Annotated in this window: 10 protein-coding genes; 9 read left to right on the forward strand and 1 reads right to left on the reverse strand. The window is 71.8% G+C overall.

Going from position 1 to position 13,179, the window contains the following annotated elements:
- Nucleotides 1-229: 229 nt before the first annotated feature.
- The 4 genes from AB4091_RS21255 to AB4091_RS21270 are packed head-to-tail and all read left to right on the forward strand — an operon-like array spanning nt 230 to nt 4,012.
- A complete protein-coding gene (locus AB4091_RS21255) occupies nt 230-982 on the forward strand; it encodes a dienelactone hydrolase family protein (RefSeq protein WP_442294780.1) in 753 nt (250 codons plus the stop codon).
- Between the two features lie 48 nt (nt 983-1,030).
- The gene (locus tag AB4091_RS21260; RefSeq protein ID WP_442294782.1) at nt 1,031-2,728 is read left to right on the forward strand and encodes an alkaline phosphatase D family protein; all 1,698 of its coding nucleotides are present in this window, start codon (nt 1,031-1,033) and stop codon (nt 2,726-2,728) included.
- Entirely contained in the window at nt 2,725-3,573 is an 849-nt protein-coding gene (locus AB4091_RS21265; RefSeq protein WP_442294784.1) for a hypothetical protein, read from the forward strand. Before AB4091_RS21260 ends, AB4091_RS21265 begins: the two co-directional genes overlap by 4 nt.
- 19 nt (nt 3,574-3,592) lie before the next feature.
- Nucleotides 3,593-4,012: a PPOX class F420-dependent oxidoreductase gene (locus AB4091_RS21270; protein ID WP_442294786.1), complete on the forward strand. Its 420-nt coding sequence runs from the start codon at nt 3,593-3,595 to the stop codon at nt 4,010-4,012.
- Nucleotides 4,013-4,053: 41 nt separating this feature from the next.
- On the opposite strand, the gene AB4091_RS21275 is transcribed toward AB4091_RS21270, so the two are convergent.
- The gene (locus AB4091_RS21275) at nt 4,054-5,346 is read right to left on the reverse strand and encodes a PQQ-dependent sugar dehydrogenase (RefSeq protein WP_442294788.1); all 1,293 of its coding nucleotides are present in this window, start codon (nt 5,344-5,346) and stop codon (nt 4,054-4,056) included.
- Nucleotides 5,347-5,572: 226 nt separating this feature from the next.
- Between AB4091_RS21275 and dnaK the strand changes: the two genes are divergently transcribed.
- The 5 genes from dnaK to AB4091_RS21300 all read left to right on the forward strand — a co-directional run bounded on the left by dnaK (nt 5,573) and on the right by AB4091_RS21300 (nt 13,161).
- Nucleotides 5,573-7,483 carry a molecular chaperone DnaK gene (gene dnaK, locus AB4091_RS21280; protein ID WP_442294790.1) on the forward strand — a complete coding sequence of 637 codons (1,911 nt, stop codon included), beginning with the start codon at nt 5,573-5,575 and terminating at the stop codon, nt 7,481-7,483.
- A complete protein-coding gene (locus tag AB4091_RS21285) occupies nt 7,480-8,199 on the forward strand; it encodes a nucleotide exchange factor GrpE (RefSeq protein WP_442294792.1) in 720 nt (239 codons plus the stop codon). Before dnaK ends, AB4091_RS21285 begins: the two co-directional genes overlap by 4 nt.
- An 89-nt stretch (nt 8,200-8,288) precedes the next feature.
- The gene (locus tag AB4091_RS21290) at nt 8,289-9,305 is read left to right on the forward strand and encodes a DnaJ C-terminal domain-containing protein (protein WP_442294794.1); all 1,017 of its coding nucleotides are present in this window, start codon (nt 8,289-8,291) and stop codon (nt 9,303-9,305) included.
- A 73-nt stretch (nt 9,306-9,378) separates the two neighbouring features.
- Nucleotides 9,379-9,840, forward strand: coding sequence for a heat shock protein transcriptional repressor HspR (locus AB4091_RS21295; protein WP_442294796.1), 462 nt, complete (start codon nt 9,379-9,381; stop codon nt 9,838-9,840).
- Nucleotides 9,841-10,023: 183 nt separating this feature from the next.
- Nucleotides 10,024-13,161, forward strand: coding sequence for an ATP-binding protein (locus AB4091_RS21300; protein WP_442294798.1), 3,138 nt, complete (start codon nt 10,024-10,026; stop codon nt 13,159-13,161).
- Nucleotides 13,162-13,179: the final 18 nt, after the last annotated feature.

A 13,179-nucleotide genomic window follows, 5' to 3' on the forward strand; every position in this document is an offset into this window, starting at 1 on the left:
GCCCTCCGGGTCCTGAAACGTCACCTCATCGACGTCATCTTCCACGCCATGACAGAGGACCACGTCCGCCATCACGCCAACCCCGACCACCCCCTGAAACCAGCAGCCGCCGCCTGACCATTGACATAGGAGCTTCAGTTCCCGACGTCGTGGACGCCGGCAGCCGGCATACGCGAGGCCGTGGGATGCGCTGCTGCCACGACGCCGGGTGAGGGAGTAGGACTGTGCCATGGGTACGATGACCGACTTCCCCGACCACGACCTCACCGCCTATCGCGCCGAGCCGCCGGGCCGGGCCCGCGGGGCCGTCGTCGTCATCCAGGAGATCTGGGGCCTGACCGACCACGTCAAGGACGTCACCGACCGCGTCGCCGCGCAGGGCTACGTGGCCGTCGCGCCGGACCTGCTGCGCCACGTCGGGCTGACCCCCGACGTCGGCGGCCGCCTCTTCGACCTCGTGACGCGAGGCACCGAGGAGGAGCGTCTCGCCGCCCAGCCGCAGCTGCGCGCGGCCACGACGCCGGCTCGCCAGCCGGAGTTCGCCGCGTGGGCGGTGCCGGCCCTGACGGCCGTCGTCGACGCGCTCGTGGACGAGCCGGGGGTCGAGGGCAGGGTCGCCGTGGTCGGCTTCTGCTTCGGCGGCACGTACGCCTTCGCCCTCGCGGCCGCCGACCGGCGGCTGCGCGCGGCGGTCCCCTTCTACGGCACCTTCCCCGAGCTCGCCGACCCCGCCACGATCGGCTGCCCCGTCCTCGCCTTCTATGGTGAGGACGACCACGGCATCACCGACGGCGTCCCCGACCTGGAGGCGCGGATGGCCGCCGCCGGCGTCGACTTCACGGCGCGGGTCTACCACGGGGTCGGGCACGCGTTCTTCAACGACGCCTCACCGTCGAAGTACAACGCCGAGGTGGCCGCCGACGCGTGGCAGCGCACCGTGGACTTCCTCGACGCGCACCTCGGCGGCCGCACAGCGACCTGACAGGCGATTCGTCCCACTGGCAGGCCCGGGTGCAGTAAGCCTTGGGGTATGACCGACCAAGAGCACCCCCTCGTCCTCGGCCCCATGCTGCGCTACGTCGGCGAGACCGACGCGACGGTGTGGGTCGAGACCGCGGCGCGGGGCCGGGTCTCCGTCGAGGCCGACGGCCGCACCTGGGCCGCGCCGACCTTCTCGGTCAAGGGTCACCACTACGCGCTCGTCGTCGTCGACGGCCTCGAGCCGGGCGGCAGCTGGGACTACTCGGTGACCGTCGACGGCGCTCTTGCGTGGCCCGAGCCCGACAGCCCGTTCCCGCCGTCGCGGATCCGCACCCTCGACCGTTCGCGGCCGACGCGGCTGCTCTTCGGCTCGTGCCGCACAAGCGTGCCGCACGACCGCGAGGGCCATCGCACCAACGGTGTGGATGCGCTGCGCACCCTCGCGCTCGCACTCTCCCGCGGCGAGGAGGAGTGGCCCGACCTCGTGGCCTTCCTCGGCGACCAGGTCTACGCCGACGAGACGTCCGACGCGATGCGCGAGTTCATCGCGAGCCGGCGCGACATCGAGCAGCCACCGGGCGAGGAGATCAAGGACTACGAGGAGTACGCCCACCTCTACTGGCTGGCCTGGAACGACGACGCGAACCGCTGGCTGCTCTCCACGGTGCCGAGCTGCATGATCTTCGACGACCACGACATCCGCGACGACTGGAACACCTCGTGGACCTGGCACGAGGAGATCAACCGGACGGCGTGGTGGCACGAGCGGCTGATGGGCGGGCTCACGTCCTACTGGGTCTACCAGCACATCGGCAACCTCTCACCGGGTCAGCTCGCCGACGACGAGATCTACGCGAAGGTCCTTGCGCAGTGGGCGAGCCCGGGCGACGTCGGTCCCGAGCTCGACCTCACCGACGCCGTCTTCGACCTCGCACGCCGCTCCGACCGACACCCCGAGGTCTACCGCTGGAGCTTCTGCCGCGACCTCGGCGACAGCCGTCTCGTCGTCGTCGACTCGAGGGCCGCGCGAGTGCTCGAGCCGCACCACCGGTCGATGCTCGACCCTGACGAGATGCGGTGGTTCGACGAGCAGCTCACCGGCGGCGTCGAGCACCTGCTCATCGGCACGTCCCTGCCGTTCATGCTGCCCCCGGGCCTGCACGACTTCGAGGCGATCGACGAGGTGCTCGCCATGGGAACGCACGGCCGGCTCGTCGCCCAGGTCGGTGAGAAGGCCCGGCAGTCGATCGACCTCGAGCACTGGGCGGCCTTCAACGACGGCTTCGTCGAGGTCTTCGAGTCGGTGATGGAGGTGGCGCGTGGTGAGCGCGGCAAGGCGCCGGCGACGATCGTGTTCCTGTCGGGCGACGTGCACAACTCCTACGTCGCCGAGGTCGTCGACGCCAAGGCTCGCCACGGCGCCCGGTCGCGCATCGTGCAGGCGGTCTGCTCGCCGATCCGCAACCCCATGCCGCGGGGGGTGCGCGTCATGATGTCGCTCTTCGCGCGCGGCCTCGTGCGGCCGATGCGGTTCGTGGCCGGCCACTCGAAGCACGTGCCCGACCCGGCCTACCCGTGGCGGGTCACCGACGGCCCGTGGTTCGACAACTGCCTCGCCGAGCTCACCGTCCAGGGCCGCGACCTCTCGATCGTGTGGCGCGGCGGCGCGGTGCGTGACGGTGACGATGCGCACCCCGTGCTGACGAAGGTGTCCAGTGTGCGCCTCCCGGGGCCCGCCTCGTCATGACCACGGCGCACGGCGGCGATGAGGTGACACGCCGGATCGACATAGCGCACAACGCAGTTCGGGCGTATGCCGCCAACGACCGTGTCGCGGCAGCGCTCGTCGCCGGGTCGGTCGCCCGGGGGCTCGCCGACGCGTCGTCCGACATCGAGCTCGACGTGTACTGGTCCTCGCCGCCGACGGCGGCCGACCGCGCGGCGGCCGTCGAGGGTGCCGGGTTCGAGCGCGTCTACGCCGAGGAGGACGAGCACGAGTGGGCAGACGGCCTGCTCGTCGACGGCGTGAAGATCGACGTCAGCGGCTTCGTCACCTCAACCATCGACACGTATGTCGACCGCGCGTTCGAGGGCGACACCGAGGCGGAGCTGCAGGTGCGCGTCACGGCGCTGCGCGACGGCATACCCCTGCACGGCGCAGCCGTCATCGACGCGTGGCGCTCGAGGTGCGCCGACTACCCCGAGGCGCTCGCCGTCGCGATGGTGCTCGAGGGGCTCGACCTCCGCAGCCGCGAGCGTCTCGAGATGCTGGCGGAGCGCGACGACGTGCTGCTCCTGCACCGCGACCTGCTCGACGGGGTGCAGGGCGTGCTCGACGCGCTCTTCGGGCTCAACCGGGTGTGGATGCCGCACCCGTTCCACAAGTGGCTCGACTGGGAGGAGTCGCTGCTGGCGCACCGGCCCGAACGGTTGGTCGCGCGCATCCGGTCGCTTCTCGTCACGCCACCGCAGGAGGCGGTCGAGATCCTCGTCGGGCTGGTCGACGAGACGTACGCCCTCGCGCGCACCCACGTCCCGGGCGCCGACGTGGCGCCTCTCCTTGAGGCCTTCGACCTGCGCCGGGTCCGGTGAACGGGCCTACGCTCGAGCGGTGACCACCATCCCTGACTCCTTGCGTGAGCTCGTCGAGAGCGGGCCGCTCGCCCACGTCGCCACGACCAACCCCGACGGCAGCCCCCAGCTGACCGTCGTGTGGGTCGGCTTCGACGGAGACCACCTCTACTCGGGGCACATGCACGAGTCGGTGAAGGTGCGGAACATGCGCCGTGACCCCCGCGTCGTCATCTCGATGCAGGGCCCGCGGGTGCGTGGCCGCTTCCTCGACGAGTACGCCGTCCTGAAGGTGCGCGCCACGGTGACCGAGGGCGGCGCCTGGGACGCGCTCGACCGGCTCGCGAAGACGTACGTCGGGCCCGACACCACCTTCCCGGCGCCGCGCGCGGAGGGCGGCTTCGTCGTGCGCTACGAGGTCGAGCGCATCGGCGGCGTCGGCCCTTGGGTGGCGGGCTGACCCTGCGGCCACGGCGCTGACCGAGACAGCAGCGCGTCGGCTCAGGTGACGCGCACGAGAAGGATGCGGTCGTCCCCGGCGCCGGGGCTCTGCCTGCCGTCGCGGTTGCTCGTCGTGACGAGCAGGGTGTCCGCACCCACCGCGAGCACGCTGCGCAGCCGCCCGTAGCGGCCGACGAGGAGGTCCTGGGGAGCCGCCGCCGTGGCGCTGCCGTCGAGCGGGATGCGCCACAGACGCTGACCGCGCAGCGCCGCCATCCACACCGTGCCCCGCGCGATGGCGATGCCGCTCGGCGAGTCCTCGGGCGGGCCCCACTGGGCGACCGGACCGGTCACGCCGGCACGGCTCGTGCGTCCCTCGGTCTGCGGCCACCCGTAGTTGCGGCCGGGGCGGATCAGGTTGAGCTCGTCCTCGCTGTGGTCGCCGAACTCGGAGGCCCAGAGACGCCCGGCAGCGTCCCAGGCGATGCCCTGGACGTTGCGGTGGCCGTACGACCAGACGAGGGTGTCGAACGGGTTGCCCGGCGCCGGGCGCCCGGCGGTCGTCATCCTCAGGATCTTGCCGCCGAGCGAGCCCTTGTCCTGGGCGAGCGACGGCTGCTGCGCCTCGCCGGTGGTGGCGTAGAGGTAGCCGTCGGGGCCGAAGGCGATGCGCCCGCCGTTGTGGTGCACGTTGTGCGGGATCCCCCTGACGAGCACCCGCGGGGTGCCGAGCTGGCGACCCGTCGGTGCGGACTGGTCCCACGGGATCGCCGCAATCCGGTTGTCGCCGGACGTGGAGTAGTACGCGTACACGAGGCGGTCGCGCGTGAACGCCGGTGACACGGCGATGCCGAGCAGACCCGCCTCGCCCTGCTGGGCGACGTTCGAGACGACGCCGGGCACGGTGCCCACGCGGGTGAGGCGACCCGCGGCGACGTCGAGGCGTGAGATCTGGTAGGTGTCGCGCGCCGAGACGAGGACGGTTCCGTCGGGCAGCCGGGCCAGGCCCCACGGCACGTCGATCCCGGTGGCCAGGGTGCGCAGGACCGTCGCCGTCCCCGTCGGCCGTCCCGGCGCCGACGTGGGTGGCGCGCTCGTCGGGGTGGTCGGCCTGCTCGAGGTCGCCGGGGGCGTACGCGTCGTTGCCCCGGTCTCGGAGGTGGTCACCGCGCTGGTGGTCGCGACCGTCGCGGCCGGCGGTGACGACGGTGACGACGTCGAGGACGGGCCCGCTGTCGTGGCGCCGGTGGTCGGTGGGGCTGACGAGCAGGCGGTCACCGCCCCACCGGTCAGGCCGAGGGCGATGGCCGCCGCGAGTGCGGTGCGTGCCGTGCGGGTCGTGTGCGTCGCCATGGGGCACCTCCGTTGTCGAAGGTAGCGACCGCGCCTGTGCATGCCGAGCCGCCGTCGTCGGGAACAATCCCTCCGAACCGAGAGTTGAGTCTGGTGAGCGCAAGATTTGCGAGTCCGGCTTTGACAATCACGGCCCGGTCGGAGCACATTGAGCGAGGGCCGGTTCCGGGGCAGTCAGCCCGGACCGGCATAGACCGGATCCACCCAGACCATCAAGGAGTCACCCATGGCACGTGCCGTCGGCATCGACCTCGGTACCACCAACTCGGCCGTCTCCGTCCTCGAGGGCGGCGAGCCGAGCATCATCGCGAACGCCGAGGGCGGGCGCACGACGCCGTCCGTCGTCGCGTTCTCCAAGAACGGCGAGGTGCTCGTCGGCGAGGTCGCCAAGCGCCAGGCCGTCACCAACGTCGACCGGACGATCCGCTCCGTCAAGCGCCACATGGGCACCGACTGGAAGTCGCCCGAGATCGACGGCAAGACCTACACCGCGCAGGAGATCAGCGCCCGCATCCTCCAGAAGCTCAAGCGTGACGCCGAGTCCTACCTCGGCGAGACCGTGACCGACGCCGTCATCACCGTCCCCGCGTACTTCGACGACGCCGAGCGCCAGGCCACCAAGGAGGCCGGCGAGATCGCGGGCCTCAACGTGCTGCGCATCGTCAACGAGCCCACCGCTGCGGCGCTCGCGTACGGCCTCGACAAGGGCAAGGAGGACGAGCTCATCCTCGTCTTCGACCTCGGCGGCGGCACGTTCGACGTGTCCCTCCTCGAGGTCGGCAAGGACGCCGAGGACGGCTTCGCCACGATCCAGGTGCGTGCCACCAACGGTGACAACCACCTCGGTGGTGACGACTGGGACGACGTCGTCGTCCAGCACCTCATCACCCAGGTCAAGAACAAGACGGGCCAGGACCTCTCCAAGGACAAGATCGCGATGCAGCGCCTCCGCGACGAGGCCGAGCGCGCCAAGAAGGAGCTCTCCACCGCGACGAGCACCAACATCTCGGCGCAGTACATCTCGATGACGCCCGAGGGCCCGATCCACCTCGACGAGAGCCTCACCCGTGCGCAGTTCGAGCAGATGACGAAGTCGCTCCTCGACCGCACCAAGGCGCCGTTCCACAAGGTCATCGAGGACGCCGGCATCAAGGTGGCCGACATCGACCACGTCGTGCTCGTCGGCGGTTCCACCCGTATGCCGGCCGTCACGAACCTCGTCACCGAGCTGACCGGCGGCAAGGCCCCCAACAAGGGCGTCAACCCCGACGAGGTCGTCGCCATGGGCGCGAGCCTGCAGGCCGGTGTCCTCAAGGGTGAGCGCAAGGACGTCCTGCTCATCGACGTCACGCCGCTCTCGCTCGGCATCGAGACCAAGGGTGGCCTGTTCACCAAGCTCATCGAGCGCAACACCGCCATCCCGACGAAGCGCTCGGAGATCTTCAGCACCGCCGACGACAACCAGCCGTCGGTCCTCATCCAGGTCTTCCAGGGTGAGCGCGAGATCGCCCAGCACAACAAGTCGCTCGGCACCTTCGAGCTGACCGGCATCGCGCCGGCGCCGCGCGGCGTGCCGAAGATCGAGGTCACCTTCGACATCGACGCCAACGGCATCGTCAACGTCAGTGCCAAGGACCAGGGCACCGGCAAGGAGCAGAAGATGACGATCACCGGCGGCTCGGCCCTGTCGAAGGAAGAGATCGACAAGATGGTCAAGGACGCCGAGGCGCACGCCGACGAGGACAGGAAGCGTCGCGAGGAGGCCGAGGTGCGCAACCAGGCCGAGCAGCTCGTCTTCTCGACCGAGTCGTTCCTCAAGGAGTCCGGCGACAAGGTCCCGGCCGACGTCAAGACGCCGGTCGAGGAGTCGCTCGCCGACCTCAAGGCCGCGATCGCCGAGGGTTCCGAGGCGAGCGCCGACGACATCAAGGCCAAGGTCGAGGACCTCAACACGAAGTCGCAGGCCATGGGCCAGGCGGTCTACGCGTCCGAGCAGGCGAACGCCGGTGCAGCGGGTTCCGCTGAGGCGCAGGACGGTTCGCACGCCGGCGGGTCGGCCGGCGAGTCCGCTGGCGCCGACGACGACGTGGTCGACGCCGAGGTCGTCGACGACGACGAGGCCAAGGAAGCCAAGTGACCGAGTCGACCGGGCCCGCGAGCAACGGCACGACGGGCGAGCAGCCCGACGTGACCGCCACGGGTGCGCAGGGTGCCGGCAGCGGTGACGCTGCCGGCACCCCGGCGCCCGGCACGCGCCCTGCTGCTTCCGAGCAGGGGCAAGCGCCGGCCGGTGACAAGCGCCACCACACGTACTACGAAGGGGGCGCCGGCGCCTCGTCGGAGCCGGGCGGCGAGGACGAGTACGACCACGCCCCAGACGGTTCCGCTGCATCGGCCGAGTCCGAAGGTGTCGCCCTCGCCGAGGAGGACACCATGGCCGCGACGCTGCTCGCCGACCTGCAGCGCCTGCAGGCCGAGTACGTCAACTACAAGAAGCGCGTCGACCGCGACCGTGAGGTCATTCGCCACTCGGCGGTCGGCAGCGTCGTCGAGTCGCTGCTGCCGGTGCTCGACGACATCCACATGGCCCGGCAGGCCGGCGACCTCTCCGGGGGTCCCTTCGCGGCCATCGCCGACAAGCTCGAGGCGACGCTCGGCCGCTACGGCGTCGAGCGCCTCGGCGAGGCCGGCCAGGAGTTCGACCCGAAGGTGCACGAGGCCCTCATGCACGTCGAGGCCGAGCTGCCCGAGGGGGCGACGGGCACCACCGTCGTCCAGGTGCTCCAGCCGGGCTACCGCATCGGTGACCGGCTCGTCCGCGCCGCGCGGGTGTCGGTTGCCGACCCGGCCTGACACGTCCGCCGCCGGGCTGCACGCGCAGCCCGGCGGCATACCCGATGATGGGAGCAGGGTGAAGCCCACCGAGACCAAGGAGGTGCGCCATGGCTAGCCAGGACTGGTTCGAGAAGGACTTCTACGGCATCCTCGGCGTGCCCCAGGACGCCGACGCGGCGACGATCAAGAAGACCTACCGCAAGCTCGCCCGCACGATGCACCCCGACCACAACGTCGGTGACGCCAAGGCGGAGGAGCGCTTCAAGGAGATCGGCGAGGCGTATGCCGTCCTGTCCGACCCCGAGCAGCGCCGCGAGTACGACGCCATCCGTGCCATGTCGCACGGCGGCGCCCGCTTCACGGCGGGTGGCCCCGGCGGCGGCGGCGCCGGCTTCGAGGACATCTTCTCCGCGTTCGGGGGTCCGGGCGGTCCCGGCGGACAGCGCGTGCGCTTCAACACCGGCGGTGCCGGCGGCCAGCCGAACCTCGAGGACATCCTCGGGCAGATGTTCGGTGGCGGAGCGGGCGCGCCCGGTGCGGGCTACGGCGGCTACGGCGCCCCCGCAGGGCCTCGTGCCGGTGCCGACGTGCAGGCCAGCACGCGCATCGGTTTCCGCGACGCGGTCGAGGGCTCGACCGTCTCGCTCAGCTCTCCCGATCTCGGCCGCGTCAACGCCCGCATCCCCGCCGGTGTCAAGGACGGCCAGCGGATCCGCCTGCGCGGCAAGGGCCGTCAGGGCGACCCCGGCGCTCCGGCCGGTGACCTCATCCTCACGGTGGCCGTCGACAAGCACCCCGTGTTCGGTCGCGACGGCGACAACCTGACGATCGACCTGCCGGTCACCTTCGCCGAGGCCGCCCTAGGCGCGACCGTGGCGGTGCCGACGCTGGACGGCGGCCAGGTCAAGGTGAAGGTGGCTGCGGGCACCCCGAGCGGCCGCGTGCTGCGGCTCAAGGGACGAGGCGTCAAGCGCGGCGACCACACCGGCGACCTGCTCGCCAAGGTGCAGGTCGTCGTGCCGCAGCGGCTCACCGACGAGGCCCGCGAGGCCGTCGAGAAGATGGCGGCGGCCGAGAGCGGCCACGACCCACGGGCCGAGCTGTTCGAGCGCGCCCGCGCCTGACGGCATACGCCCCGGGTGACCGTGGGCGACGACTGACGACCGACGACTGGCGACCGAGATGGAGGTGACGAGGATGGCTCGCAGGAGCGCCAGGCCCGGTGGGCACGACGACGACGCACCCGTCTTCGTCATCTCCGTCGCGGCCGAGCTGGCCGGCATGCACGCGCAGACCCTGCGCCAGTACGACCGGCTCGGCCTCGTCTCGCCCTCACGCACCCGCGGCGGCGGTCGGCGCTACAGCACGCGCGACGTCGCTCTGCTGCGCGAGGTCCAGCGGCTCTCCCACGAGGGTGTCTCGCTGGCCGGCATCCAGCGCATCCTCGACCTCGAGAACCACGTGAGCGCGCTCCAGTCCCGGGTCGACGAGCTCACCGCCGAGGTGTCCGCGACCCGGGCAGCGCTCGCGGCGGGGGTCTCGGGCACCCGGGTCTTCGCCGTCGGGCCCAGGGGTGAGGTCGTGGCGGTGCGCCCGGGTCAGCGGCCGCCGCGCACGCCGGCTTCGCAGGCGCTCGTGGTCTGGCGCCCGGAGCGCTAGGCGGGGCCCGACCGCCGGCCGCACGGCAGCCCGGCTCGAGGCCGCCGCGATGACGGTGCCGTGTGCAACACTGTGCCAGCCTCGAGCAGACGGGGTGTCATCACCGCTTGATGCCGCCGGAGGCAGTTGCGTGTTCCATTTTCCGGAGGTCGTGTGACCCCTCACCACCCTGACGGTGACGCCGTGGACGGTGTCACGGGGGCCGAGTTCGGCGTGCCCGTTTCGCGCTCGGCCGAGATGCAGGAGCTCTTCCTCCGCACCGACTGGTCCACCACGTCGCTGGGGCCGGTCGAGACCTGGCCCGCGAACCTCCGCTCCATCGCCGACATCTGCCTGTCGTCGGGCTTTCCCATGCTCGTGTGCTGGGGTCCCGAGCTGGCCATGGTCTACAACGACGGCTACCGCACCCTGCTCGGACGGAGCAAGCACCCTGCGGCCTTCGGCCGGCCCGTGGCACAGGTCTGGCCCGAGGTCTGGGACGTCATCGGCCCCATGTTCGACGGCGTCCTCGACGGCGGGCCGGCGACCTGGGTCGAGGACGAGCTGCTCGTCGTCGACCGCTCCGGCTTCCTCGAGGAGGCCTACTTCACGTGGTCCTACGGCGCCATCCACGACGCTGAGGGCAACGTCGCCGGCATCCTCAACGTCGCCGTCGAGACCACCGACAAGGTGTTGGCAGTGCGCCGGGCCGGTGCCGCGCTCGAGCTGTTCCAGTCGCTCACCAGCGGTCCGGCGCCGGAGACCCGGGAGCAGGTGCGCGACCGCGCCCTGGCGGTGCTCCGCGCGCGCACGGCGGACCACCTCGACGCCGACCTGGTCTGGACGGAGGGCGACGCCGGCGTCGCCGCCACGGAGCCGTCAGCGGTCGGTGCCGACCTCGTCGTCCACGTCGTCCCCGTCCTCGAACCCGGGTCGGCAGAACCCGCCGCGCTGCTGCGGCTGGACGCCAACCCACGCCGCCCCTGGGACGCGCAGCTGCAGGCATACGCCGAGCTCTGCGCCTCGCACGTCGCGATGGCCCTGAGCGGGGTCCGCCGACGCGCAGACGACCGGCAGCGCGAGGAGGCCCTCGCCGAGCTCGACGTCGCGAAGTCCGACTTCTTCGCCAACGTCAGCCACGAGCTGCGCACGCCGCTCGCCCTCATCGCCGGACCGGTCCAGGACGCCCTCGTCTCGGACGGCCTCGACCACGACACGCGTCGTCGGTTCGAGATGATCGCCCGCAACACCGACCGACTCACCGGCCTCGTCGACCGCATCCTCGACCTCACTCGTGTCGAGGCCGGCGCCGTCGAGCCGCACTGGGTCGCCGTCGACGTCATGACCGTGACCAGCGGCATCGCCGCCAACTTCCGTCCCGCGATCGAGCGGATGGGACTCGAGTTCGCCGTCGAGTGCGACGACCTCGGGCGTGAGGCGCACGTCGACCTCGACATGTTCGAACGCATCGTGCTCAACCTGCTGTCCAACGCGCTCAAGTTCACGCCACGCGGCCGCATCGGGCTGCGCCTCACGGGCGACAGCCGTGGCTACGAGGTGTCGGTGAGCGACACCGGCATCGGCATCCCCGAGAAGGACCGCGAGCACGTCTTCGACCGGTTCCGGCAGCTCGCCGGCAGCGACGACCGACGCTCGCGCGAGGGCGCCGGCATCGGGCTGTCCATCGTCCGCCAGCTCGTCGGGCTGCTCGGTGGCAGCATCAGCCTGCACTCCGCGGAGGGGCAGGGGAGCACCTTCTCGGTCCGTCTGCCGTGGGGGGTGCCCCCGACCCGCACCGCCAGCCGTCCCTCGATCACCCCGCGGACGGCACAGTCGTTCATCAGTGAGGCCGCGGCATGGGACGGGCCCGGTCCGGACGACGACGAGGCTGGGCCGCCCGAGCGGCACGAGGGGCCCGAGCAGGCCGCACGCGCCGGTGCCGGCGAGCCGGCCGTCGCGGTTCGCCCGACCCTCCTCGTGGTCGAGGACAACCCTGACATGCGCGAGCACGTCACCCGCCACCTCCGTGACGACTACGTGGTCGTCACGGCCCGCGACGGCGTCGAGGCCCTCGCGCTCATGCGCGCCCAGCCGCCCGCGATCGTGCTCGCCGACGTCATGATGCCGCGCATGGACGGCCTGGCGCTCGTGAAGGAGGTCCGCGACGACCCCGCGCTGCGCGACCTGCCGGTCGTCCTGCTCTCGGCCCGCGCGGGCGTCGAGGCGAGCACGATCGGGCTCACCATGGGCGCCGACGACTACGTCGTCAAGCCCTTCCACCCCGCCGAGCTACGGGCCCGGCTGGCCGCCAACCTCGCTCGCTCGAGGTCACGCTCGCGCGACGCCGCCTGGCTGCGGGCCATCATCGGCGCCATCCGTGAGCCGCTCATCGTCGCCGACGCCGAGGGCACCGTGGTCGAGCTCAACGACGCCTTCACGCGCGACTACGGCTGGTCGCTCGCCGACGGCCCGTTCTCACCGCCCTACCCGTGGTGGATCCCGGCCGGCGAGGCGCCCTCCGAGCACGAGGCGCATGCGCGGCGGGTCGAGCTGCTCCAGACCGGGCAGCCCTTCCTCGACGAGCACTACCGCATCCGCCGGCGGGGCGGAGGAGAGGCCTGGGTGCACACCCGGGCCGCCAGCGTTCCCGAGACGGCTGACCACGCCGGCTTCGTCCTCGGGGTGGCCCGCGACGAGACCCGCGAGCGCGAGGCCCGGATGCGCCGCGAGCTCGCAGGTCGGGTCGCCGTCGACCTCGCTGCCGCCGAGAGCCTCGACCAGGCCCTCGCCACCGCCGTCACCGGGTTCACGGTCCTCTTCGATGGCGAGGTGACGCTGCGAGTGGCCGACGACAAGGGGGCCGTCGTCGTGCTGTCCCCTCGAGGTCGGGTCCAGCCGTCGGACCTCGACGACGCCGTGCGCGCCGGTCTCGAGTCGGGGCCGCACGGCCACGACGCCCTCGTCGGCGACAAGCGTGAAGGCCTGCTGCTCCTGCCCACCTCGCAGGACTCCGAGTGTCGCGCGTGGGTGCAGTTCGACGAGCCACGCATCGTCGGCAGCGACGAGCTGATCGTCGGCGACCTGCTCGCCCAGACCCTGGGCCAGGCCGTCGACCGGGTCGTCAGTCGTCGGCAGCGGTCGGAGAAGGAGCACCAGCTCGAGCAGGCCATCGAGAGCCATCGGCTCATCGGGCACGCGGTCGGCGTGCTCATCGAGCGCCACCGCATCACGGCCAAGCAGGCGTTCGAGATGCTCCGGCAGGCCTCGCTCAGCCGCAACATCAAGCTGCGCGAGATCGCCGCTCGCGTCGTCGAGAGCGGACAGGACCCCGACTCCGCCTGACCGGCAGAAGCGGGCCGC

The sequence above is a fragment of the Terrabacter sp. 2RAF25 genome (genome assembly GCF_052115265.1).
Taxonomy (GTDB): domain Bacteria; phylum Actinomycetota; class Actinomycetes; order Actinomycetales; family Dermatophilaceae; genus Terrabacter.